This window comes from Amycolatopsis sp. DG1A-15b (genome assembly GCF_030285645.1).
In the GTDB taxonomy this organism is placed as follows: Bacteria; Actinomycetota; Actinomycetes; order Mycobacteriales; family Pseudonocardiaceae; genus Amycolatopsis.
In genome coordinates, this window is the sequence record NZ_CP127296.1 from 7,651,220 (window position 1) to 7,675,000 (window position 23,781).

The 23,781-nt window shown below is 72.5% G+C and carries 21 protein-coding genes and 1 other RNA gene; 7 read left to right on the forward strand and 15 right to left on the reverse strand.

The annotated features are described in order from the left end of the window. Nucleotides 1-133 precede the first annotated feature (133 nt). Nucleotides 134-2,308 carry a DNA polymerase III subunit gamma and tau gene (locus tag QRY02_RS35235; RefSeq protein ID WP_285987106.1) on the reverse strand — a complete coding sequence of 725 codons (2,175 nt, stop codon included), beginning with the start codon at nucleotides 2,306-2,308 and terminating at the stop codon, nucleotides 134-136. A gap of 43 nt (nucleotides 2,309-2,351) precedes the next feature. Next, complete coding sequence (locus tag QRY02_RS35240; RefSeq protein WP_285987107.1) at nucleotides 2,352-3,917, reverse strand: ALF repeat-containing protein; 1,566 nt, start codon at nucleotides 3,915-3,917, stop codon at nucleotides 2,352-2,354. A gap of 55 nt (nucleotides 3,918-3,972) precedes the next feature. Here QRY02_RS35240 and QRY02_RS35245 point away from each other — a divergent pair, with 55 nt between their 5' ends. Continuing rightward, entirely contained in the window at nucleotides 3,973-4,848 is an 876-nt protein-coding gene (locus tag QRY02_RS35245; protein WP_285987108.1) for a spermidine synthase, read from the forward strand. A gap of 708 nt (nucleotides 4,849-5,556) precedes the next feature. Here QRY02_RS35245 and ffs read toward each other — a convergent pair. From ffs to QRY02_RS35300, 11 genes are all read right to left on the reverse strand, one after another. Further along, nucleotides 5,557-5,651, reverse strand: an RNA gene (gene ffs / locus QRY02_RS35250) — signal recognition particle sRNA small type. A 21-nt stretch (nucleotides 5,652-5,672) separates the two neighbouring features. Continuing rightward, nucleotides 5,673-6,272 carry a GTP-binding protein gene (locus QRY02_RS35255; RefSeq protein WP_285987109.1) on the reverse strand — a complete coding sequence of 200 codons (600 nt, stop codon included), beginning with the start codon at nucleotides 6,270-6,272 and terminating at the stop codon, nucleotides 5,673-5,675. Next, a complete protein-coding gene (locus tag QRY02_RS35260; RefSeq protein WP_285987110.1) occupies nucleotides 6,250-6,603 on the reverse strand; it encodes a DUF742 domain-containing protein in 354 nt (117 codons plus the stop codon). The genes QRY02_RS35255 and QRY02_RS35260 overlap by 23 nt, the downstream gene beginning before the upstream one ends. Further along, nucleotides 6,603-7,037 (reverse strand): roadblock/LC7 domain-containing protein, encoded by a 435-nt coding sequence (locus tag QRY02_RS35265; RefSeq protein ID WP_285987111.1) that lies wholly within the window; start codon nucleotides 7,035-7,037, stop codon nucleotides 6,603-6,605. The genes QRY02_RS35260 and QRY02_RS35265 overlap by 1 nt, the downstream gene beginning before the upstream one ends. After that, nucleotides 7,034-9,859, reverse strand: coding sequence for a sensor histidine kinase (locus QRY02_RS35270; protein WP_285987112.1), 2,826 nt, complete (start codon nucleotides 9,857-9,859; stop codon nucleotides 7,034-7,036). The genes QRY02_RS35265 and QRY02_RS35270 overlap by 4 nt, the downstream gene beginning before the upstream one ends. A gap of 25 nt (nucleotides 9,860-9,884) precedes the next feature. After that, nucleotides 9,885-10,673, reverse strand: a complete 789-nt coding sequence (locus tag QRY02_RS35275; protein WP_285987113.1) for an ABC transporter ATP-binding protein — start codon at nucleotides 10,671-10,673, stop codon at nucleotides 9,885-9,887. After that, complete coding sequence (locus tag QRY02_RS35280) at nucleotides 10,670-11,620, reverse strand: ABC transporter permease (protein WP_285987114.1); 951 nt, start codon at nucleotides 11,618-11,620, stop codon at nucleotides 10,670-10,672. The genes QRY02_RS35275 and QRY02_RS35280 overlap by 4 nt, the downstream gene beginning before the upstream one ends. Continuing rightward, complete coding sequence (locus tag QRY02_RS35285; RefSeq protein WP_353068012.1) at nucleotides 11,617-12,630, reverse strand: ABC transporter substrate-binding protein; 1,014 nt, start codon at nucleotides 12,628-12,630, stop codon at nucleotides 11,617-11,619. Before QRY02_RS35285 ends, QRY02_RS35280 begins: the two co-directional genes overlap by 4 nt. 651 nt (nucleotides 12,631-13,281) lie before the next feature. After that, nucleotides 13,282-15,165 (reverse strand): glycosyltransferase family 39 protein, encoded by a 1,884-nt coding sequence (locus tag QRY02_RS35290; protein WP_285987116.1) that lies wholly within the window; start codon nucleotides 15,163-15,165, stop codon nucleotides 13,282-13,284. A gap of 82 nt (nucleotides 15,166-15,247) precedes the next feature. Continuing rightward, a complete protein-coding gene (locus QRY02_RS35295) occupies nucleotides 15,248-16,753 on the reverse strand; it encodes a sensor histidine kinase (RefSeq protein WP_285987117.1) in 1,506 nt (501 codons plus the stop codon). After that, nucleotides 16,731-17,480, reverse strand: a complete 750-nt coding sequence (locus tag QRY02_RS35300) for a response regulator transcription factor (protein ID WP_285987118.1) — start codon at nucleotides 17,478-17,480, stop codon at nucleotides 16,731-16,733. The genes QRY02_RS35295 and QRY02_RS35300 overlap by 23 nt, the downstream gene beginning before the upstream one ends. Nucleotides 17,481-17,663: 183 nt before the next feature. Between QRY02_RS35300 and QRY02_RS35305 the strand changes: the two genes are divergently transcribed. From QRY02_RS35305 to QRY02_RS35320, 4 genes are all read left to right on the forward strand, one after another. Continuing rightward, nucleotides 17,664-18,275 (forward strand): hypothetical protein, encoded by a 612-nt coding sequence (locus tag QRY02_RS35305; protein WP_285987119.1) that lies wholly within the window; start codon nucleotides 17,664-17,666, stop codon nucleotides 18,273-18,275. A gap of 107 nt (nucleotides 18,276-18,382) precedes the next feature. Further along, nucleotides 18,383-19,537 (forward strand): sensor histidine kinase, encoded by a 1,155-nt coding sequence (locus tag QRY02_RS35310; protein WP_285987120.1) that lies wholly within the window; start codon nucleotides 18,383-18,385, stop codon nucleotides 19,535-19,537. Next, nucleotides 19,534-20,199, forward strand: coding sequence for a response regulator (locus tag QRY02_RS35315; protein ID WP_285987121.1), 666 nt, complete (start codon nucleotides 19,534-19,536; stop codon nucleotides 20,197-20,199). The genes QRY02_RS35310 and QRY02_RS35315 overlap by 4 nt, the downstream gene beginning before the upstream one ends. Nucleotides 20,200-20,208: 9 nt before the next feature. Beyond that, the gene (locus tag QRY02_RS35320; protein WP_285987122.1) at nucleotides 20,209-20,406 is read left to right on the forward strand and encodes a hypothetical protein; all 198 of its coding nucleotides are present in this window, start codon (nucleotides 20,209-20,211) and stop codon (nucleotides 20,404-20,406) included. Here QRY02_RS35320 and QRY02_RS35325 read toward each other — a convergent pair. Next, entirely contained in the window at nucleotides 20,396-20,842 is a 447-nt protein-coding gene (locus QRY02_RS35325; RefSeq protein ID WP_285987123.1) for a nitroreductase family deazaflavin-dependent oxidoreductase, read from the reverse strand. The genes QRY02_RS35320 and QRY02_RS35325 overlap by 11 nt on opposite strands. A gap of 127 nt (nucleotides 20,843-20,969) precedes the next feature. Between QRY02_RS35325 and QRY02_RS35330 the strand changes: the two genes are divergently transcribed. Both QRY02_RS35330 and QRY02_RS35335 read left to right on the forward strand, forming a co-directional pair. Next, entirely contained in the window at nucleotides 20,970-21,641 is a 672-nt protein-coding gene (locus QRY02_RS35330) for a TetR/AcrR family transcriptional regulator (RefSeq protein WP_285987124.1), read from the forward strand. A 37-nt stretch (nucleotides 21,642-21,678) separates the two neighbouring features. Further along, nucleotides 21,679-23,202 carry a 3-hydroxyacyl-CoA dehydrogenase gene (locus QRY02_RS35335; protein WP_285987125.1) on the forward strand — a complete coding sequence of 508 codons (1,524 nt, stop codon included), beginning with the start codon at nucleotides 21,679-21,681 and terminating at the stop codon, nucleotides 23,200-23,202. Nucleotides 23,203-23,208: 6 nt separating this feature from the next. Here QRY02_RS35335 and QRY02_RS35340 read toward each other — a convergent pair whose 3' ends face one another. Further along, nucleotides 23,209-23,766 carry a L,D-transpeptidase gene (locus tag QRY02_RS35340; RefSeq protein WP_353068013.1) on the reverse strand — a complete coding sequence of 186 codons (558 nt, stop codon included), beginning with the start codon at nucleotides 23,764-23,766 and terminating at the stop codon, nucleotides 23,209-23,211. Between the last annotated feature and the right edge of the window lie 15 nt (nucleotides 23,767-23,781).

Sequence of the window (23,781 nt, forward strand, 5' to 3'; positions counted from 1 at the left end):
CCGTTCAAGCACACGTGTCGTCCCTTCGAGCACACCGGTCTGCCGTACCTGGGCGGCGGACTCGCGTACTTGGAGGGACGACACGCGTGATCCGGCAGCCGACACGCGTGATCCGAGGGTCGACACGGCTGTGTCAGTCGAGCGGGCGGGCGCCGAGGTGCTCGGAGAGGAGTTTGCGGGCCAGCTCGTCCGGGTCCTTGTCCGGCGGGGGTGGGGGCGGCGGTGGGGCCGGGCTGGCGTCCTCGTTGTAGAGGTCCTCGTCGTCCTCGTCGGAGGGTTCCGGGGGCAGCGGGATGTCCGGCTCGCTCGTCGTGACCTTGGGCCGCGGCGGGGGCGGCGGCGGGGTCGCGGGGCGGGCCGCCGGTTCGGCGGGCGGCGCGGCCGTCGCCGACTGGCGCGTGAACGACCGCTCCGGTGCCGGTGCCGCCTGCTGCGGCCGGGCGGCGGCTGCGACCGGGGCGTTGCCGTGGACGCAGCGGACCTGCCAGTCGCCGCCGAGGACGTCGGTCAGGGCGCCGGCGATCTTGCGGGCGTTGTCCTGGTCGGAGAGGCGGCGGGCCAGGGGTTCGGACTTGTGGGTCAGCGTCAAGGCGTTGCCCTCGACGCTCGCCACCGTGGCCTGCGTCAGCATCGCCTCGAGGCTGCGGCCGCCGGTGAACTTGCGCAACGCGGTCATCAGCTGCGGCCAGATGTTCCGGATCCCGGCGGCGTCCATCCCGCCCGGCGCCGCGGGCGCGGCGGCCGCGGCCGCCGGTGCCGGGACGGACGCACTGCTTTCGGAAGAAGCGGGGGCGCTCGCCGGAGCGGGCGTGCCGCCGCCGGGCGTGCGCACCGCGCCCCAGCCGCCATCGCCCGCCGGGGTCCCGGCCGCCGAAGCCGGTGCCGCTGCGGCGGGTGCGGGCGTGCCACCGTCCGGCGTAGGCGCGGCACTCCTGCCTTCGTTCGGCTGCGCCGGAGCCGACGCACGGGCGGCGCTCCCGCCGTCTGCCGGGTCGGCGGCGGCCGGGCGCCCGGGCGGCTTGACCGGCTCCGGCACCGGTGCCGGACCCGCCGAAGCCGGGCGCTGCGAAGGCCTCGAAAACTCGCGTTCCGGCGCCGCGCGCACCGGCGGCTCCACGCCGCCCTCGGCCGGCGCGCCTCCGCCGCCGGCGAGCGTCGCGCGGCGCTCCAGGCGCTCGATCCGGGCCAGCAGGGCCTTCTCCGCATCGGTCACCGACGGCAGCAGCATCCGCGCGCACAGCAGCTCGAGCACGAGCCGGGGCGAGGTCGCGCCGCGCATCTCCAGAAGTCCATTGTGGACGATGTCGGCGTAGCGGGAGAGGGTGCCGAGGCCGAGCCGCTCGGCCTGCGCGACCATCCGCGACAGTTCCTCCTCCGGCGCGGACACCAGCCCGCCCGCGGACTCCGGCACCGCGCGCAGCAGCACCAGGTCGCGCAGCCGGTCGAGCAGGTCGGTCGCGAACCGGCGCGGGTCGTGGCCGGCCTCGGTGAGCTTCTCGACCGTGCCGAACACCGTGGCCGCGTCCTCGGTCGAGAGCGCGTCGACCATGTCGTCGATCAGCGCGACGTCGGTGACGCCCAGCAGCGCGACCGCCCGCGAGTACGAAACGCCCTCCGGCCCGGCGCCGGCGAGCAGCTGGTCGAGCACCGACTGCGTGTCACGCGCCGAGCCGCCGCCCGCGCGGATGACCAGCGGGTACACCGCCGGCTCGACCTCGACGCCCTCGGCCGCGATGTTGCGCTCCAGGAGGTTGCGCATCGAGCTCGGCGGGATCAGCCGGAACGGGTAATGGTGCGTGCGCGAGCGGATGGTGGTCAGCACCTTGTCCGGCTCGGTCGTCGCGAAGATGAAGATGACGTGCTCGGGCGGCTCTTCCACGATCTTCAGCAGGGCGTTGAAGCCCTGCGTGGTGACCATGTGCGCCTCGTCGATGATGAACACGCGGTAGCGCGCCTCGGCCGGCGCGTAGAACGCCTTGTCACGCAGCTCGCGGGCGTCGTCGACACCACCGTGGCTGGCCGCGTCGAGCTCCGTGACGTCGACGCTGCCCGAGCCCTCCGGCGCGAGCGCCTTGCACGAGTTGCACTCGCCGCACGGGTCCGGCGTCGGCCCCTTGACGCAGTTCAGCGAGCGGGCCATGATCCGCGCGCTCGACGTCTTGCCGCAGCCGCGTGGACCGGAGAAGAGGTAGGCGTGGTTGACCCGCCCGGCGGCCAGCGCCGTGCGGAGGGGTTCGGTCACATGCTCCTGCCCGACGACCTCGGCGAAGGTTGCCGGACGGTACTTGCGGTACAGCGCGAGAGCCACGCCGCGAGAGTACCGGGCACCACCGACAACCTTCGCCGTGCGGTCAGGAGACCAGGGCCGCCGCTTCGGCGACCAGAGCGTTCACCTTGGTGACGTGCGCCGCGGTGAACGCGTCACGCGCCCGGGCCTTGGGCAGCGTGACGTCCAGGTACTGCTGCAGGGCCGAGTCCGGGCCGTCGAGGACGCCCTGCGCGACGGCTTGCACCTCCGGGCCCTCCCCCAGGGTGCGGGTGGCGTACACGCTCAGGTCGATCAGGTGCGCGACGTACCGGCCGTGGGCCAGGAACTCGCGGATGTCCGCGACGGTGCCGTCCAGCGCCCGCTGGGCCGCCGGCTTCGTCGAGGGACCGCCGGCCGCCATGATCTGGTTGACCTCGATGCGGTCGTCGGTGTCCCGGCCCGGGTAGTCACCGGTGCGCAGCAGCGCGGCGACACCGGCGTACGGGCCGGCGAGCGCGTCACGAGCCGCCTGGCGCAGGCCCGGGCGGGCGTTCGGGTCCGCCGCGATCGCCGAGACGGCGGCCCGGTCGTCGGACTCCTGCGCGACGGCGAGACCGCTGCGCACGAACGTGACGACGTCGTCGTCCGAGCCGCTCAGTGCGGCACGGGCGGCGTTCTTGACGGCGGCACTGCCGTGGCGCAGCAGGTAGACGGACGCCTTGCGGCCGTTCGGCACGGTCAGCGCCGGGTCGGCCGCGTCGGCGAGGAGCTTGTCGTTGTCCGACTTGGCCCGCGCGGCGCGATCCGCGGCCTCTTTGGCCTGCTGCTGCGCGGCCGCCTCGGCGGCCGAGGCGGCCTGGCCGTCCTGCTGGTTCTGGGCCCGCTGCGTGGCGAGCCGGTCGGCGTTCGCCTTCCGCGCGTCCGCGGCGAGCTGCGCGGCCTTTTCCGCGGCGAGCTTCACGTCCTGGGGCCGGTTGCCGGCCGCGGCGGCCTTGGCCGCGTCCAGCTGCTCCTGGACCGCGGTGACTTCGCCGTCGTAGTTCGCGGCGACCTGCCGCCACAGCGACAGGAAGTACCGGATGTCCTCCGGCGTGCCGTCGAGCGCGGTCTGCGCGGCGGCCACGACCTCCGGGCCGCCGGCGGCCATGGCCTGGCTGGCCGTGACGCGGTCGTCGACGTCCTTCGCCTGCTGCAGGCCGGTCTCCAGGAAGGCCCGCACGTCGGCGGGGGTGCCGTTGTCGAGTACCTCCGTGCCCCGCTCGTTGACGGTCGGGCCGCCGGTGTCCATGGCCTGGCTGACGGCAATCCGGTCGTCGGCGCTGCGGGCCAGCGGCAGGCCGTTCGCCAGGTACTCGCGGATGTCGTCCTGGGTGCCGCTGAGCGCCCGCTGGGCGGTGCGCTTGGTGATCGGGCCGCCGGAGGAGAGCGCCTGGGTGACGAGGACCCGCTCGTCGTCGTTCTGCGCCTGCTGGCGGCCGGTGGCCAGGAAGGCCTGCAGGTCGGCGGGCGAGCCGACCAACGCCGCTTCGGCGGCTCGCGCCACGCCGGGACCGCCGGTCTCCAGCAGGGAAACGGCCTGCGCCCGGTCGGGCAGCACATCCGCGGCCGCCGGCGTCGCGAAGACCCCGGCCGCGAGTGCCGCGGCAACGATTACTGCGTTTGCACGCAAGGTGAAACCCCCTCGATCGATGATCGTCCGTTCCCTTATCGCCGGAGCGGTCGGAATGTTTCCGATAACCTCGGATCCCGTGAGCCGCACGCGGAAGCCCGAGCCGGTGCCCGGGCGGTACCCGGTGCGGTTCGGCACGGCGGAGCTGGTCCGCGACACCGGCCGAGGCAACGCCTGGCTGGTGTCGGTGGACGGCGTCGCGCAGTCGTACGTCGACCTCGACGACCCCGCTCACCTGGAGTTCGACTACGTCCGCCGGTTCGCGGAGGTGGTGGACCGGCTGCCACCGGGCCCCCTGGACGCGCTCCACGTCGGCGGGGCGGCGTGCACGCTGCCGCGGTACGTCGCGGCGGCGCGGCCGGGGTCCCGCCAGCTGGTGTTCGACGCCGACGGCGAGCTGGTGGAGCTGGTCCGCGCGCAGTTGGGGTTGCGGGTGCCGGGTGTGCGCGTCCGGGTGACGGACGGCCGCGAGGGACTGGCGACGCGCCGGGAGGATTCGGCGGACCTGGTGGTGGTCGACGCGTTCGAGCGGGCAACACTGGCCGGCGGCCTGGCAACGCTGGAGGCGACTCGGGCGATCGCGGGCATCCTCCGCGCCCCGGGCAGCTACCTGGTGAACATCACGGACGGTGCGGGCTTGCCGTTCGCCCGCCGCTTCCTGGCAACGCTGCTCGAGGTCTTCCCGGAGGTGCTGCTGCTGGCGGACCCGGGAGTCCTGCGCGGCCGCCGCTTCGGCAATCTGGTGCTGGCGGCCTCGGCAACCGAGCTCCCCACAACAGAGCTGGCCAGGCAAGCGGCCTCGGCGGCCTTCCCGGCAAGGTGCGTATACGGCCCGGAGCTGCAAAAGCTGGCAGGCCGAGCGGCCCCCATAACGGACGCAGACGCCCCACAGCCCCCCAACCCCCCGGACGACGTACTGGGCCTGTTCTGACCCCACCGGACCACCGCAGCCACACCCACGACAGACCGCGGGGAGCCGCCGCAGACACGGCACGGCAGGCCGCAAGAGCCGCGGCAGCGCACGGTACGACAGGTCGCCGGGGGCGCGGCAGCGCACACCACCGCAGGTCGCGGGAGCCGCGGCAGCGCACGGCACGGCAGGTCGCCGGGGGCGCGGCAGCGCACACCACCGCAGGTCGCGGGAGCCGCGGCAGCGCACGGCACGGCAGGTCGCCGGGGGCGCGGCAGCGCACACCACCGCAGGTCGCGGGAGCCGCGGCAGCGCACGGCACGGCAGGTCGCCGGGGGCGCGGCAGCGCACACCACCGCAGGTCGCGGGAGCCGCGGCAGCGCACGGCACGGCAGGTCGCCGGGGGCGCGGCAGCGCACACCACCGCAGGTCGCGGGAGCCGCGGCAGCGCACGGCACGGCAGGTCGCCGGGGGCGCGGCAGCGCACACCACCGCAGGTCGCGGGAGCCGCGGCAGCGCACGGCACGGCAGGTCGCCGGGGGCGCGGCAGCGCACACCACCGCAGGTCGCGGGAGCCGCGGCAGCGCACGGCACGGCAGGTCGCCGGGGGCGCGGCAGGGCTGGCAGGCCGAGCACGAGGCACCGTGGGGGTCCGGGGGCTCGGCCCCCGGGCAGAAGAACGAAGTGAAGGCCCGGCAGAGGGGCGAAGCCCCGAAGCCGGAGCCGAAAAGAAGGGGACCCCGCGCACCCGCCAGAGCCTGCTTATCCTTGCTGCCTTCCGGCCCTGGGGAGGTTCACAGGGTGGACGCCGCGCGGGGTCCGTCGTCAAGTGTAGCGGGCCCGGATCAAGCGCCCGCACCAGCCTGGGCTCGTGCCCGTTTGAACGTGTTGTGCAGCACCGCCAGCAGCGCGTCTCGTACCGAAAGCTTCTGCCGCGCGTCGAACGTGATCAGCGGGACGTCGTCACTGACCGCCAGCGCCCAGCGCACGTCCTCCAGGTTGTGGCCCAGCGAGCCGTCGAACATGTTCACCGCGACCACGAACGGCAGGCCCGCGTTCTCGAAGTAGTCGACCGCCGGGTAGCAGTCGTCCATGCGGCGGGTGTCCACGATGACCAGGGCGCCCAGTGCGCCGTGGACCAGGTCCTGCCACATGAACCCGAAGCGGTCCTGGCCCGGCGTGCCGAACAGGTAGAGCTTGACCTCTTCGTCGATCGTGATGCAGCCGAAGTCGAGGGCCACCGTCGTCGTGGTCTTGGCCGGGACGTGGCCGGTGCTGTCCACGGCCGCGGCCACGGAGGTGATCGCCGCCTCGGTGGTGAGGGGCTTGATCTCCGAGATGGACGACACCGCCGTCGTCTTGCCGACGCCGAAGCCGCCCGCGATGACGATCTTGACCGGGGCCGGCGGCCGGGTGGCCGGTTCAGTGAATGGCTTCGAGTCCACGAATGACCCTTTCGATCATGCCGAGGTCGTGCGAGTTGTGGTTGCCCGGCCGCCGGACGACGACGTAGCCCAGTTCGGCGAGGTCGGCCACCAGCACCCTGGCCACGCCGATGTGCAGGCCGAGCATGGCGGCCACCTCGGCGACCGACATCGTGTTCCGGCAGAGGGAAACGATTTCCTGGCGTTCGAACGTCAGCTTGGGGTGCGACGCCGCGCCGAGGCGGGACGTCATGACCTGCGCCTCGATTTCGAGGCTCTGGTCGACCGGCTGGGCGCGCCCCGAGGTCATCAGGTACGGCCGCAGCAGCGAGATGTCCGGTTCCTCGGGCATCACGACCCCACGGTGTTCTTGAGCTCCTCGATCAGGCCCGGCGTGAGCACCTCGGTGGCGCGGTTGGCGAACATCGCCATCTCGTAGGCGATGGTGCCCAGGCTGGCCTGCTTGTTGGCCAGCACACCCAGCGAACAGCCGATGCTGATCGTGCAGACGAGCAGGTACCCGTGCTCGAGTTCGATGATCACCTTGTCGGGCGAGCCGAGCGGGTGGCTTTCGGAGACGCCGTGGGCGAGGCCGAGCATGGCGGAGGAGATGGCGGCCAGGCGGTCGGCGTTGGAGCGCTCGAGCTCCGTCGACATCGCGATCAGCAGGCCGTCGGCCGAGACCGCGATGGCGGCTATCGCGCCCGCGGTGTGCTGCGCGAAGCGGCTCACCAGCCAGTTGAAGTTCTGGGCTTCGACACTGACGCCAGCTGCGGGGATGCTCATTTCCTGCTCTCTTCTCCTCGTTCCATCACACGACCGGCGACCACGCCTCGGGGCGGGCTGTCTGCCGTAACGTCCTCCGCCTTCGCGAGGCCGGCGGCGAACGCGTCGAACGCCGCTCGTTCGGCCGCCGGGTCCCGCTTGCTGCGGTTGACGACGGCGCGGGCGAGCGGCCGCCCCGCGGTCTGCTGACGCAGGCCCGGGGCGAGCTGGGCGCCGGGGACGCGCCGGATCAGGCCGTCGCGCGCCCGCTCGGCGGCCGTGAACGGCGCCGTGGCCACCGGTGCTGCGTCCGCGGGACCGCGGGCCGGGAGCGGTGACCCGGGTTCGGTCACGGCGGCGGGCGGCGGGTCGGCCGTCAGCGCGCTGACCTCGGCGGCCCTGGCGAAGGTGCTGGTGGGCGGGACGCTGACCTCGGCGGCCTTCGCGAAGGCGCTCGCGAAGCCGTCCATCGCGGCCTTGGTCGCTTCCGGGTCGTGCCGCGGCTTGGTGTCGGTCACCGGCTCGGACGTGCCCGGGCTGGGCAGCTGGGCGCCGCGGACCCGGCGGCGCAGGCCGCCCCGCGACTCCGATGAAGACACCGAAGACACTGCCGACACCGCCGTCGCGGCCGCCACCGCCGGTTCGGGCGCTTCGGCGGACTCGGCGTCGGGTTCGGCGTCCGGCCACACCGGTTCCAGTTCGCGGAACCAGCGGAAGCCGTTGCCGTGGCCGAGCAGCGCCGGGATCGCCGGCGCCGGCAGTTCGGCGGGCCGGTCGCGTTCGGGCGCCGGCGGCCGGAAGTCGTCCGAAGAGGACAGAGCAGCCGGCGCGATCGGGACGGCCGGTGCGGCGTGCCGCGGCGACGACGCGATCGGCGGCGCGGCCTGCGCCGGGATCACCGGTGGCTGCTCGGTTTTCGGCCGCAGCTGGGTGCGGTGGCTGAACAGCGACGCCGGGATGGTCAGCCGCGCGGTCACGCCGCCGGTGGTCGGCGTCGCGAGCAGCTCGACACCCAGCTCGTGGCGCCGCGCCAGGCGGCCGACCACGAACAGGCCGAGCACACTGGTCGGCGCGAGCTCCAGGCGTTCGCGTTCGACGAGCCGCCGGTTCTCCTCGCCCAGCTTCTCCGCGGTCATGCCGATGCCGTGGTCGACGATGCTCACCAGGCAGGCGCCGTCGGCCAGCAGCATGGTGTCCACCTCGACCATCGAGCCCGGCGGCGAGAACGACGTCGCGTTTTCCAGCAGCTCGGCGAACACGAGCACGAGGTCGGCGCCGAGGGCCGACGACAGCAGTATTTCGGCGACGACACCGAGCTTGACGCGCTGGTAGTCCTCGATCTCGGCGAGCGCCGAGCGCAGCGCCGTGGACAGCTCGATCGGGCCGGCGATCCGCGTTTCGTCGCGGGTGCCGGACACCACGAGCAGGTTGTCGGCGTTCCGGCGCAGGCGGGTGGAGAGGTGGTCGAGCCGGTAGAGGCTGGCCAGCAGCCGGGTGTCCTGCTCGTTGCGCTCGACCTCGTCGATGAGCGCGAGCTGGCGGCCGACGAGGTTCTGCGTCCGCTTCGCGACGTTCGCGAACATCAGGCTGGTGTTGCGCCGGGTGAGCGCCTGGCGTTCGACCAGCTCGGCCGCGGTGGTCTGGACCCGGTTGAACGCGGCGGCCAGCTTCCCGAGCTCGTCGTCGGAGACGACGTCGATGGTGGCCAGGCGCGGGATCTGCTCCTCGGCCTCCTCGGTGTCGGTCACGCGGACGAGCTCGGTGCCGGCGAGGTCGGCGACCGACGTCGCCGCGGTGGTCAGCTGGCGCAGCGGCCCGGCGATCGAACGGGACACCGCGACGGCGAGGAAGGCGACCAGCAGGAACAGCCCGCCCGCGCCGAGGCCGACCGTCCAGGCCAGCCGGGTCGCGCTGTCGGCCCGCTCGGTCGCGGAGTCGGTGATCTCGCTGATCGCCCGTTCCTGCACGAGCTTCCGCTGTCCCGCGTGGGTGTCCGCCGCGGAGAGGACGTCCGAGACGTACCGCGTGGTGCCCGCGGCGTCACGCGGGTTGCCGACCTGGGCGGCGAGGTCGTCGACGCGCCGGCCGGCGTCGCTCTGCTCGACCCGGACGACCAGGGCGGCCCGCTCGCTGTCGTCGCCGTCGTCGCCCTGCTTGACGAACCGGTCGATGAAGATCGGCGCCTGCTGGGTCGCGTCGTCCAGGATGGACCGGCCGGCCGCCGGCGACACCGCGGTCACGATGAGGGCCATCGCGCGCAGCGAGTTCTCCTCGTTCGCCCGCAGCAGCGCGTCCAGGGCCGTCAGCTCCCGCGTGCCCTCGGCGTCACTGGTGAGCTGCGGGACCAGGCGCAGGGAGTCGATCACCGCGTCGACCACCGCGTTGTAGGTGCGGGCGACGCTGTCGAGCGCGACGCCGCGGCGGGCCGCGTTCTGCCGCAGCTCGCCGAGCGAGCCGATCCGGGTCAAGGCCGCGGAAAGCTCGTCGGGAGCATCGTCACCCAGCGAAGCGCGGACCTCGGCGACCGTCCTGTCGACCGTCTTCTGCTGCTGCACCATCTGATCGGGGCTCGCCGAAGGCGTCGCCACGAACGCGGCCGTCAGCAGCCGCTCGCGCTGCAGCTGCCACATCAGCCCGCCGAGCTGCTGGGCGTGCCGCGCCACGGCGGCCGACTGCGCCGCCGCGCCGGCGCTGTTCGCCTGCGTCAGCACGAACGGCACCGACACCAGCACCACCGCGACCAGCGGGGGCAGGAGCAGCAGGTTCAGCTTGCCGCGAATACCGAGCCGGGTGAGAAAACCCCCGCCGCCGGCCCGTTCCGCGGCCGACCTGCCGTGTCTCATCCCGCCACCTTCCCGTCTTCCGTACTCACTCGACCGCGGCCACCCGGCTCACGTGGCCCCGGTGCTGCTCCCGGACCAGGTCCTCGATCCGGGCGCGCAGCGCGAGGAACCGCGGTTCGCGCTTCACCGCCAGGTCCCGCTCGGCGGGCAGCGCCACCTCGACGTCGGCGGCGATCCGGCCCGGGTCGGAGGCGAGCACCACCACCCGGCCGCCCAGGAACACCGCTTCCTCGACGTCGTGGGTGACCATCAGCACCGTGGTGCCGGTGTCGGCCCACACCTGGCGGATCAGCACCTGCATGTCCTCTTTGGTCTGGACGTCCAGGGCGCCGAAGGGTTCGTCCAGCAGCAGAACTTCCGGTTCGCCCGCCAGTGCGCGCGCGATCGCGACGCGCTGCTTCTGGCCGCCGGAAAGCTGCTTCGGCAGCGACTTGCGCACGCCGTCGAGACCGGTCTCGGCCAGGTACCAGTCGACGCGCTTGGCGCGCTCGGCGGCGTCGATCGAGAGCAGCTCGAGTCCGAACGCGACGTTCTTCTCGACGCTGCGCCACGGGTAGAGCGCGCCGGCCTGGAAGACGAGACCGCGGTCCGGCCCCGGCGCGGTCACCGGCACGCCGTCGAGCAGGATCTCGCCCTCGGTCGGCCGGCTGAGCCCGGCCACCAGCGACAGCAGCGTCGACTTGCCCGAGCCGCTCGCGCCGACGACGCAGACGAACTCGCCGCGCAGCACTTCGAGGTCGACGCCGTCGAGGGCGCGCGTGGTCATGCCGCGGACGGTGTAGTCCTTGGCGACGTTCCGCAGCTCCAGCGTCATGCCGCCCACTTCCCGACCCGCGTGCGCAGCAGGCGCAGCAGGACGTCGATTCCGAGCCCGGCGATCCCGATGACCACGAGCACCGCGAAGATCTTGTCGGTCTGCAGGAACCGCTGCGCGCGCACGATCCGGTAGCCGAGGCCCGCCGAGGAGTTGATCAGCTCGGCGACGACCACGAAGTTCCACGCCGCGGCGGCGTTGACCCGGATCGCGTCGATCATGCCGGGCAGCGAGTGCGGCACGACGATCTTGCGCAGCACCTCGCCGCGGCGCGCGCCGAGCGTGTAGGAGACGTCGATGAGCGAGCTGGGCACGGCGCGGACGACGTCGGCGGTCATCAGCGTGTTGAAGAAGACCGTGCCGATGAAGAGGATGGCGATCTTCGACGGCTCGCCGAGGCCGAGCCAGATGATCAGCAGCGAGATGAACGCGCTCGCCGGCAGGTAGCGCATCAGCCCGATCAGCGGCTCGAAGAACGCCTGCCCGGCGGCGAAGGAGCCCATCAGGATGCCGAGCGGGACTGACACCAGCACGGCGAGCCCGAAGCCTTCGAGCACCCGCAGGGTGGTCGTCCAGAGGTCGTCGAAGAGCTCACCGGTGCCCGCCATGTCCACCCCGGCCTTGAGCACCGCGGCCGGGGACGGCAGGAACGTCGAGTCGACGGCCCCGCTGACGCTCAGCACCACCCACGCCAGGAACGGGATGGCGAAGGACAGCGCCGCGAGCGTCCAGCGGGACGCCGCGGAAATGGGCGTGCGCAAGGAGAAAAGCGGCGAAGCGGACGGCTTCAGCCCGGCCCGGCGGGGCAGCGGCGACCAGTCCGGCCGTCCGCCGCCCACCCGGTCGGCCTCCTGCTGCTCGGCGAGCCGCTGTTCCGCTTCCTGTGCCTCGGCGGCCCGCGCCTCGGCCGTGTTCGCCGGGGTGGTGCGCTGGGTGGGACCGGTCACTGGGGCGCGGCCTTCACGAACTGGTCGTCGAACAGGCCGTCGAGCGAGGGCCGCTGCTGGGCGAGCCCGGTGCCGACGATGAAGTCGATGATCTTGTTCGCCTGGAAGTCGAGGTTCTTCGGGGTGACGCCCGGGGTGAACGCGTCGATGTTCTGCTGCCGCGTGAAGATCGTGGTGCCGGCGTCGTAGGACTTGTAGTCCTCCTCGGAGACGCCGCCGCGCTTGGCCATCACCTTGACGGCCGCGTCCTTGTTGTTCTTGATCCAGGTCAGCGTCTCGAACCAGGTGTTGACCAGCGCCTGCACGTCCTTCGGGCGGTCCTTGACCAGCTTCTGCGACGTCACGAGGTGGTCGGGGATGGCGCCGGGGAATTCGGCCGACGTCGAGATCGCGCGGCTGCCCGCGCGCTCCAGCGCCGTCGAGGTGAACGGCGCGAACGCGGCGACCGCGTCGACCTGGCCGCTCTTGAACGCGGCCGCGGCGGCGTCGGTCGGGAGGTTGACGAGCTGGATGTCCTTTTCGGTCAGGTTCGCCGACTGCAGCGCGAGCAGCAGCAGGTAGTGGTCGACCGCGCCCTGCTCGACGGCGACCTTCTTGCCCTTGAGGTCGGCGATGCTGGTGATCCCGTCACGGGCGATGATCTTGTCGTTGCCGGTGGAGTTGTCGTTCACCAGCACGATCGACAGCTTGGCGCCGCCGGAGACCGACGACAGGGTGTCGTTGAGGGTCTGGCTGTTGGCGTCGATGGCGCCGCTGGAGAGCGCGTTGATGCTGTCGGTGTAGTTGTCGAAGTACTTGAGGTCGACGTTGACACCGTTCTTGGCGAACAGGCCCTGCTCCTGCGCCACCTGCCAGGGGAACCAGCCCGGCCAGGCGCTGAACCCGATGGTGATCTTGCTGCCGCTGCCGGAAGCGGAGCTGTCGCTGCACCCGGAAAGCACGGTGACCCCGGCGAGGGCCAGCAAAGTCAGGAGCACCGTCAGCAGACGGGGGCGAGGACGGGAAATCACAACGAAACTCCAGGTTGCGGGGGAAGTGGAGTGGGGCCGTACCAAAGGGGGAATTGCGCGCTCGGGGCTACGGGTGGTGACGACAAGAAGGTCGATTGGTTCGAGCTGCGCCACCGCGCACGGTCATCGCTGCTCTCTTCCGGCCGCACCTGATCGGGTCATCGCGAGAGAACGCGGACAGGAGGCGCCTACCCCCAGTGAAATCCCGGCACTCAGCGTGCCGGATCAGCCACCCCTGTCCCTCTCCCGGCGGAGAGCCTAGCGAGTAGCACAAGATCCCCACAACGTCCGCTCATTGCATCCGAACGAGTGACCGCCACCTGGGCTAACCAGCGGGATCGACGCGTTCGAGATCATTTTGAACCCGGTTTCTGTCGGCCGCCCGGCCAAGAATCTGACGTGCGCGTGCACGGAGCGCGTGCAAGTGCACGCCTCGAGATTCCTGGTCGTTACGGTGGTGACCAGGAGTACCGAGATCATCACCCAGAGCGCATCGATGGATCCGAACGGTCGTTCGGAATGAGCCGACCACGCTCCGGAAATTCGAACACCTGTCCGCATCCGCCGATACCGCAGCGGTCTGGAATGCGCCGAATGATTCCCGAACTGTTAACACGCTTGAAACAATTCCACCCGGCTGCGCAATTTCGATCAGCTGACAGATTTAGTCAGGTCGTAAACCGTCGTGCCGCCCACCGTGAGCGGCGCGAAGTTCTGCTCGACCCAGGCCTGGATCTCCCCGGCGGTCCCGCGGCCGCCGCCGAAGCCGCCGCGACCACCGGCGACGTAGTAGTGGAGGTCGCCGTCGGCGACGTACTGCCGGAACTGCGTCAGCGTCGGCGCCGGGTCGCTGCCGCTGAAGCCGCCGATCGCGAGCACCGGCCGTCCGCTCGCCAGCGCCAGGCCCGCCGACTGCATCGCGCCGCTCTGCGCCGCGGCCCACTTCGTCGTCGTGCTCCTCAGCAGGTCGATCACCGCGGTGTCGGTCTCCCCCGCCCCGAAGCCGCGCGGGCCGCCGAAGCCGCGTCCACTCGCGACGGACGGCCCGGACGACGGCGTCCCGCCGGAGTGCGCGGTCGCGGCCGTCGCCAGCGTGAAGGACGTGGTCCCGAGCAGCGCGCCGCACAGGCCGAGCACGGCCACGACCGGGCCGAGCCGCCGGAAGCGGTCAGCCCCGAACAGCAGGCCCGCGACGGCGGCGGCCCCGGCGACGAGGAGCGCGTAGCGGACCCACGGCTGCCAGTCCGGCGTCCGCGCGAGGAGGAGGAACGCCCAGACCGCCGTCACCGCGAGCATGACGGCGAGCACCGCGCGAGCCGCGAAGTTCGCCCGGCCGCGCCAGAGCTCGCGCGCGGAAATCGCCAGGGTGGCGGCGATCCCGGGGGCCAGGGCGACCGTGTAGTAGGGGTGGATGATGCCGCTCATGTAGCTGAACACCAGCGCGGTGCCCACCAGCCAGCCACCCCACAGCAGCAGCGCCGCCCGCGTGCGGTCGGTGCGCGGCGCGCGGCGGGTGAACCACAGGCCGGCGACCAGCCCGATGACCGCGGCCGGCAGCAGCCACGACGCCTCACCGCCGAACTCGCCGCCGAACAGCCGCGTCAGGCCGGCTTGGCCGCCGAAGCCGCCACCGAAACCGCCCCGGGCACCGGTGGGCAGCTCCAGCCCGGCGGGCGGCGTGCCCGCCCGCCCACCGCGCCCTTCGCCGAAGATCCGGCCGAGGCCGTTGTAGCCGAACGCCAGTTCCAGCACCGTGTTGTCGGTTGAGCCGCTGATGTAGGGCCGGTCCGCGACCGGCCAGAGCGCGACGGCCGCGATCCACCAGCCGGCCGAGACGACCACCGCACCCGCCGCGGCGACCAGCTGGCCGAGCCGGCGGCCGGGCGACGCCGGCGCCGCGACGGCGTAGACCAGCACGAACGCGGGCAGCACGAGGAACGCCTGCAGCATCTTGTCGAGGAAACCGAAGCCGATCGCGACCCCGGCGAGCACCAGCCACTTCGTGCTCGCGTGTTCCAGTGCCCGCACCACGCAGTAGGCGCCGGCGACGAGCAGCAGAACGAGGAAGGCGTCGGGGTTGTCGTAGCGGAACATGAGCGCGGCGACCGGCGTCAGCGCGAGGCCGGCCCCGGCCAGCAGTCCGGCACCGGGCCCCGAGAGCCGCCGAACGGCGAGGTAGAGCAACCCGACGGACGCGACGCCGGCGAGCGCGTCCGGCACCAGCAGGCTCCAGCTGGAGAAACCGAAGAGCCGCCCCGACAGCCCCATGACCCACAGCGAGAAGGGCGGTTTGTCGACGGTGACGACGTTGCCCGGATCGAGCGAACCGAAGAACAGCGCCTTCCAGCTCCACGTGCCGGCCTGCACGGCCATCGCGTAGAAGTCGTTGGCCCAGCCGGTTTTCGCCAGGTCCCACAGGTAGAGCAGTGCGGTACCGGCCAGCAGCGCGGCCACGGAAGGCTTGACCCACCGCGGTTTCCGGTCGGCTTCGGGAGCGGGCTGGGCGTGCGCGGGCGCCGACAGCGTGGTCGTCATGGCGTTCACCGTGTCGGCGCCGGATGTGGTGAACTTGTGGCGAAGCTGTGCGCCAGCTGTGCATCCGCCCGACCGCTTGCGCTCAGGGGGCCAGTGCCTCCGGGAACGTGATCTCGAACTCCGTCCGCCCCGGCCGGCTCTGCACCCCGACGCGCCCGCCGTGCGCCGCCACCACCGCGGCCACGATCGCCAGCCCGAGCCCGGTGCTCCCCGCCGCCCGGGAGCGTGAATTGTCGCCGCGGGCGAAGCGCTCGAAGATGTCCGGGAGGATTTCCGGGGGGATGCCCGGGCCGTCGTCGGCCACCCGGAGCCGGACGATTCCGTCCGCTGTGGACAGTGTGGTCGTCACCGTCGTGCCCGGTGGCGTGTGCGTGCGCGCGTTGGCCAGGACGTTGATCACCACCTGGTGCAGCTGGCCCGCGTCGCCGCGGACGCCGATCGGTTCGCCGGGGACGTCCATCAGCCACTTGTGGTCCGGGCCCGCGACGTGCGCGTCCGCGACCGCGTCGGCCACCAGGCGGCACAGGTCCACCCACTCGTGCACCACCGGGCGGCCGGAATCCAGCCGGGCGAGCAGCAGCAGGTCCTCCACCAGCGTCGTCATCCGGCGCGACTCGGACTCGACGCGGCTCATCGCGAACGCGACGTCCGGGGGCACCTGCTCGCCGCCGCGGCGGGTCAGCTCGGCGTACCCGCGGATCGCCGCCAGCGGGGTGCGCAGCTCGTGGCTCGCGTCCGCGACGAACTGGCGGACGCGGTTCTCGCTCGCGTGCCGCGCGGTCAGCGCGTTCGCGACGTGCTGCAGCATCCGGTTCAGCGCCGAGCCGACCTTGCCGACCTCGGTGTTCGGGTCGGTGTCGGCCTCCGGGACGCGCTCGGACAGCGCCACTTCGCCGCGGTCCAGCGGCAGTTCGGAGACGCGGGTCGCGGTCGCGGCCAGCCGGTCGAGCGGTTGCATCGTGCGGCGGATCGTCGCCGCGCCGACCGCGCCCGCCACCAGGATCCCGGCGAGCGCGACCCCGCCGAGGATGAACCCGAGCTGCCAGAGCGTCTCGTTGACGTCCCGCAGCGGCAGGCCGATGACCGTCTTGTCGCCGTTCGGCTCCACCGTCGAAACGACGCGGTACTCGCCGAGGCTGCCGCCGAGGTCCACGCTGTGCTGCTTCCCGTCGGACGGCACCGCGAGCAGGATCAGCACCTGCGCCTTCGGGAGATCGCGGAACGGCGCTTTGCGCTTCGACGGCGCGCCGACGGTGGAGTCCAGCACGCTGCCCCTGGCGAGCACGCCACGCTGGACCGCGGCGAGCGTGCCGTCCCCCTGGCCGAGCGCGCGCAGCGGGTCCGGTGGCGGCGCTTCGCCGTAGGTCCACGGCGGCGGGCGTTCCCCGGCGTGCGCGGCGCGGTCGCTCGCCGCGGCCAGCCGCTTGTCCTGCTGGCCGACGAGGAACTCGCTCAGCGCGAACTCGGTGACCACGCCGACGACCAGGCACACCAGGGCGAGCAGCGCGGCGAGCTGGACGATCAGCCGCCGCCGCAGCGACCACGGCCGGCGAACGCGCGCCGGTTCAGCCTGCGGGCTTGAGGACATACCCGGCGCCCCGCATGGTGTGGATCATCGGCTCGCGGTCGGCGTCGATCTTCTTGCGCAGGTAGGAGATGTAGAGCTCGACGATGTTGGCCTGGCCGCCGAAGTCGTAGCTCCACACGCGGTCCAGGATCTGGGCCTTCGACAGCACCCGCTTCGGGTTGCGCATGAGGTAGCGCAGCAGCTCGAACTCGGTCGCGGTGAGCGGCACCAGGTCGCCGCCGCGGTGCACCTCGCGGCTGTCCTCGTCCAGGGTGAGGTCGCCGACGACGAGCGTCGACCCGCTCGTCCCGGTCACCCCGCCCGCCCGGCGCAGCAGCGCGCGCAGCCGCAGCGCGACCTCCTCGAGGCTGAACGGCTTGGTGACGTAGTCGTCGCCGCCCGCGGTGAGCCCGGCGATGCGGTCCTCGACCGCGTCCTTCGCCGTCAGGAACAGCACCGGCAGGTGGGCCGCCTCGGACCGCATCCGGCGCAGCACCTCGAGGCCGCTGAAGTCGGGGAGCATGACGTCGAGGACGACGGCGTCGGGGCGGAATTCGCGCGCGATCCGGACGGCCTCGGTGCCGTCGCCCGCGCTGCGCACCTCCCAGCCCTCCATCCGCAGGGCCATCGAGACGAGCTCGGCCAGCGTCGCCTCGTCGTCGACGACCAGGACCCGCACCGGGCTCCCGTCGGCGCGGCGGAGGTCGGCCTTGCCAGGGCCGGGTGACGTGGCGTTCATAGCGGTCATAGTGCCACCTTCCCGGCCCGGCGTCGGTGTTCGCTGTGCGGTCGCTGTGCGTTTGCTGTGAAGGTTCGCGCGTTCGGGGCGGCTTCGAAGAGGCACAGCGCCCGCTGACGCTCCGCACAGCTCAAACACAGCCGCGGCGGCGAACCTGAGCGGGACCAGTGTGGGCACCACCGGAGGGACACGATGACGACCGAGCCGATGCCGAACACCCAGCCCGAGGGCAGCAACTGGGGCGACCCGGCCCCGGCGGCGCCGAAGAAGGGCTGGTCCGGCAAGAAGACGGCGATCGCGGCGGGCATCGCCGTGGTGATCGCGGCGGGCGGCGGCGCAGCGATCTGGGCGGGCACCAGCAGCGCCGACAACACGGCGCAGGGCCCCGGCGGCTTCGGCGGCCCGGGCGGCCCTGGTGGCGGCCAGTTCCGCGGCCAGGGCATGCCGGGAGGTGGTTTCGGCGGCGGAATGGCAGCGATGCGCGACGCCCTGCACGGCGACTTCGTGGTGTCGAACGGCAGCGGCGGGTACACGACCGAGCGCCTGCAGACGGGCGACGTCACGGAGCTGACCGCCACCTCGGTGACGCTGACCAGCAAGGACGGCTACAAGCAGACGTACACGCTCGACTCGTCGACCCAGAAGACGGGCGACGTGAAGACGGGCGACACGAACGTGACGGTGGTGGCCAAGGTGGAGGGCCAGACGGCGACGGCGACCACCCTGGGCAAGGGCTTCGAGCCGGGCCAGCGCCAGCCGGGCCAGCGCCGCGGCGGCAGCTACCCGGCCCGCCCGACGAGTTGACCCCGGCGCCCCTCCGGCCAGGGAACGCCCCGGTGCCGCGTACCCCTCCACGCCGCATCGGGGCGTTTCCGTTCCTCGCGTTCGCCGGTTAGGGCACAGTTGCGGGTGTGCAGGACATCCGGGGGTCACTGAGACGGCAGTCGCTGCTGGTGGCGCTCGTCTGCGTGGTCTGCGACGCCGCCCTCTTCACCCTTCGCGGCCCGCTCGGGGAGGCCGGGTGGCGGGCCTGGGCCGTGCTGCTCAGCGGCGTCGCCGTCAACGCCGCCCTCGCCGGCGCCGCGCGGTACTCCGGGTGGGTCGCCCTCGCCCACGCCGTGCTCTTCGTCGGTGCGCCGCTGCTGCTCTGCACCTGTCAGGGGTACGTCAGCGGCAACAACGCCGGGATCCTCATCGCCGGCTACCGGGCCGGGGCCTGGCTGCGGCCACGGCCCGCCGTGCTCGCGCTCGGCGCCCTGCTCGCCGGGGTCACCGCCGGCTGCATCGCCGGCGGTGGGCGCACCGCCTCCGACTGGCGGCTCATCGCCATCAACGTCAGCGTCTCCGCGCTGCTGCCGTGGCTCGTCGGCCGGTACACGACCGCCCGGCGCGCCTACATCGCCGACCTCGAACGCGAAGCCGACGAACGCCGTCAGCACGAAGAAGAAGCCATCAAACGGGCCGTCCTCGAGGAACGCACCACCATCGCGCGCGACCTGCACGACGTCATCTCCCACCACGTCAGCGCCATCGGGGTGCACGCCGGCGCCGCCCGGCTCGGCCTCCCCGAGGGCGCCGAACCGGCGCGGAAGTCGCTCGGCGCCGTCGAGTCGGCGAGCCGCTCGGCGATGGCCGACCTGCGCCGGCTGCTCGACCTCCTGCACGCCGAGACCGACGTCGAACAGCCCGGCCTGGACAACCTCGACGAGCTGGTCGAAACCGTCCGCGCGGCCGGCTTGCCGACCCGGCTGACGCTGCGCGGGGAGCCCCGCGAACTGCCCGGCTCGCTCGACGTCGCGCTCTACCGGATCGCCCAGGAAGCCCTGACCAACGCCCTGCGCCACGGCCAGGGCCCGGTCGAGGTCGAGCTGAACCACGGCCGCACCGAGGTCGTGCTCACGGTGACCAACGGCCTGCGCGCGGACCGGACGGCCGAGGGCGAGCACGCCCACCGCGGCCTGGCGGGCATCCGCCAGCGCGTCACCCTGTTCGGCGGCCAAGTCTCCTACGGCGAGGCCGGCGGGCTCTGGCAGCTGCGCACGACCTTCCCGGTGGAGAGCACATGATCCGCGTCCTGCTGGCCGACGACCACGCGATGTTCCGCTCCGGGATGCGCGCGCTGCTCGACACCCAGCCCGACTTCACCTGCGTCGGCGAGGCGTCCGACGGCCGCGAAGCCGTCGCCGAGACCGCGCGCCTGCGCCCGGACGTCGCGGTCCTCGACGTCCGGATGCCCCGCCTCGACGGCCTCGCCGCGACCGAGGCGATCCTGGCCGCGCCGGGCAACGACACGCGCGTCCTCGTGCTCACGACCTACGACGCCGACGAGTACGTCTACCGCGCGCTGCGGGCCGGCGCGAGCGGGTTCCTGCTGAAGAGCCTGGCGCCGGAGGAGCTCGTCGCGGCGATGCGGGTGGCCGCGCGCGGCGACGCGCTGATCGACCCGTCGGTGACGCGGCGGCTGGTCGCGAAGTTCGCCACGGTCCTCGAACCGGCGGCCGCCGAGCCCCCGGAGCTGGCCCGGCTGACCTCCCGCGAACGCGAGGTGCTGCTGCTGCTCGCCGGCGCCTGCAGCAACGCCGAGATCGCGCGGAAGCTGCACGTCGGCGAGGAAACGGTCAAGACGCATGTATCCCGGGTGCTGAGCAAGCTCGGGCTGCCGGATCGCGTGCACGCCGTCGTCTACGCCTACCGCCACAAGCTCGTCCCGGACGACCGGCCTGCTTAGACTGGGTGGATGAAGCGCTGGATCACCTTCGCGGTCGGAGTCGTGCTCGTGCTCGTCGGCGCCGTCTGGGTGCTGCAGGGCATCGGCGTCATCACCGGCAGCTTCATGACCGGCCAGAAGCTGTGGTTCCTCATCGGGCTCGCCGCGTTCCTGGTCGGCGTGGTCCTGATCGCCGCCAATTTCACGCGGCGCAAACCTACTTCGTGAAGATCTCGAAGATCGGGTAGCCCGGCGCGATCTCGCGCAGCTTCTCGTCCGAGGCCTTGGCGTCGACGCCGTCGAAGAACACGCCGACCTCGAACTTCCAGCGCTTGAGGTACGCGCGCAGGATGCCCGGCTTCTCGTCGTGGGCCAGCTCGCGGAAGGTGAACGTCTCGACGCGGCGCCCCACGCGCAGCGTGCCCTGGCCGGCCGCACGCAGGTTGCGCACCCACTGCGTCTCGCCACGCGGGGCGACGAGGTAGCGGACGCCGTCGACGGTCAGCAGGTTGACCGGCACCGAGCGTGGTTCGCCGCTCTTGCGGCCGACGACGGTCAGCACCCGGCTGCCCCAGACGCTCACGCCCAGCTTGGTCAGCTTCGCGACGGCCTCGTTGAAGGCGTTGGTGGACTTCTTCGGCTTGATGTAGCGGGTCTCGGTCATGGTGTCCTCCGAAGTTTCGGGAGAGCAGTGCTCTCGGTTAAGAGCAGTGAACACCAGAGCGCTGCACCCTGTCAAGAGCAGTGCTCTCTGTTTTGTGCAGCGCTCTCGTCGTGGCACACTGATCACTATGACCGCCACCCGCACCGCACGTGAACGTGCCCGCGCCGAACTGACCCAGGAGATCAAGGACGAGGCCCGCCGCCAGCTCGCCGAGGTCGGCGCGCACGGGCTTTCGCTGCGCGCGGTGGCCCGGGAGCTGGGCATGGTGTCGTCCGCGATCTACCGGTACTTCCCCAGCCGTGACCGGCTGCTGACCGACCTGATCGTCGACGCCTACAACGCGATCGGCGAAGCGGCCGAGAAGGCGGACCCGGGCACCGGCGACCTCCGCGAGCGGTGGCTGGCGATCTGGCAGGGCACGCGCGACTGGGCCCGCGCCCACCCCCACGAGTACGCCCTGATCTACGGCTCCCCGATCCCCGGCTACGCGGCGCCGCAGGACACCGTCGTACCGGCGGCCCGCGTCGCGCTCGCCCTGGTCAAGGTGCTCACGCACACCGAACTGCGCGCGGTCGACGGTGAGGTCCCGCCCGAGCTGCGCGCCCAGGCCGAGGCGCTCACGAAGGTCCTCGGGATCATCGCGGGGCCCGAAACCGTCGCCCGGCTGCTGATGGCGTGGACGCAGCTGTTCGGCGCGATCAGCTTCGACCTGTTCGGCCAGTACGTCGGCAGCGTCGACCCGGCCGACGCGTTCTTCGCCCACTCGGCGAAGCGGATGGCGGAGTTCGTCGGCCTCTAGGCTGGGGCGGGAGTCCAACGGCGGAAGGCGGCACGACGTGACGGGGTGGGCCGGGAAGGTCGGCAGGATCCGGGTGATCGGCACCGGGGTGATGGGCCGCGGGATCGTCCAGCTGGCCGCGACCGCGGGGGTGACCGTCGAGCTGGCCGACGTCCGGCGCGAGGCCGTCGCCGAGGCGATCGAGTACGTCGGCGGGATGGTGGACAAGCTCGCCGCCAAGGGCAAGCTGAGCGAGGACGCTCAAGCCGTCAAGGACCGGCTGGTCGCGGTGGCCGCGCCCGACGCGCCAGCGGACGGTGTCGACCTCGTCGTCGAAGCCGTCCGGGAGGACCTCGCGACGAAACGCGCCCTGTTCGCGAGCATCGAGCGGATCTGTCCACAGGAGACGGTGTTCGCGACGAACACGAGTTCGCTGTCGGTCACCGAGATCGCCGCCGAGCTGGCCGACCCCGGCCGGCTCGTCGGCCTGCACTTCTTCAACCCGGTGCCGCTGATGCGCCTGGTCGAGGTGGTCCCCGGCGCGCGCACGCACGGCTGGCTGCCGGGCGAGGCACTCGAACTGGTCAAGAACTGGGGCCACGAGCCGGTGCTCGCGAAGGACGCGCCCGGCTTCCTGGTCAACCATGCCGGCCGCGGCCTCAACACCGAGGCGCTGCAGATCCTCGCCGAGGCGCTGGCCGAGCCCGCCGACGTCGACCGCATCGCCCGTGACGTGCTCGGCCTGAAGCTCGGCCCGTTCGAGCTGCTCGACCTCACCGGCCTCGACGTCTCGCACGCCGTCCTCGAAAGCATCTGGAGCGGCTTCCACGGCGACCCGCGGCTGCGGCCGTCGTGGCTGACCCGGCCGCGCGTGGCCGCCGGCCTGTTCGGCCGGAAGAACGGCGAAGGTTTCTACGCCTACGCCGACGGCAAGCAGCGGGTCGCCGACGAGCCCGCCGCCCCGCCGAAGCCGGCGAGCCCGGTGTTCACCGCGGACGAGCACCTCGCCCGCGCGCTGTCGTCCGCGGGCGTGCAGGTGGTTTCGGACGCCTACCCGGACGCGGTCCTGCTCGTACCGCTCTACGGTGAATCCACAGTGGACGCCGCGACCCGCGCCGGGCTGCCGGCGGACCGCGTCGCCGGCGTCGATCCGCTGGGCGGTTACGAACGCCGTCTGACGATGTCGGTGCACCCCGGGCTCGACCCGGCCGCCGGCCGCGCCGCGTGGGGCGCGCTGGCCGCGACCGGCCACCCCGTGACGGTCGTCCGCGACGGCCCCGCCCCGATCGCGCAGCGCCTGCTGGCGTCGATCGTCAACACGGCGTGCTTCATCGCGGGCCAGCACCTGGCCACACCGGCGGACATCGACACGGCGGTCCGCCTCGGTCTCGGCTACCCCCGCGGCCCGCTGGCCTGGGGCGACCTCGTCGGCGGCGACGTGGTGCTGCGCATCCTGCGCGGGCTCTCCGCGGCCACCGGCGACCCCCGCTACCGGCCGAGCCCGTGGCTGGTCGAGCGCGTCGCCCTCGGCCTGCCATTGACGACGGCCGGCACGACGCCGGCCGGCCTGCGGACGTCCTGATAGGACTTACCGGACGACCTGGACTTCATCACCCTTCTCAAGGGTGTTGAAGAACTTCAGCGACGCCGCGCTCGAGAGGTGCACGCAGCCGGCCGAGTACCTGCTGAGGCTGCCCTCGTGGAACGCGATGCCGCCGGGGGCGAAGAACACCGAGTTCGGCATCGGTGCACCGTTGAACTCGTTGCTGTGGTGCAGCTTTTCCTTGTACTCCACCTGCCACTTGCCCACCGGGGTCGGCCCATCCTGCTTGCCGGGCAACATCTTCACCGGGCCGTACACGATCTTGCCCTCGTCGAGCAGCCAAGCCTGCTTGCCCGAAAGGGACACACACGCCTTCGCCGTGATCGTGCACGGAACCCCGGCCGCCATCACCGGCTTCGCCTTGGCCGGAGCCGAAGTCGGAGTCGTCGCCGGAGCCGCCGCGGGCGCCTGCGTGGCCGAAGGAGTGGACGAGGGCGTGTCCGCCGCCAGCCGGACGTCCGCCGTCCCACTCGCCGAACACGCGGTCAGCACCGCCCCGATGGCCAAAGTGGACAGAGCAGCCAGAACGCGCCGCACGCGCATGTGTTCCCCCAGAAG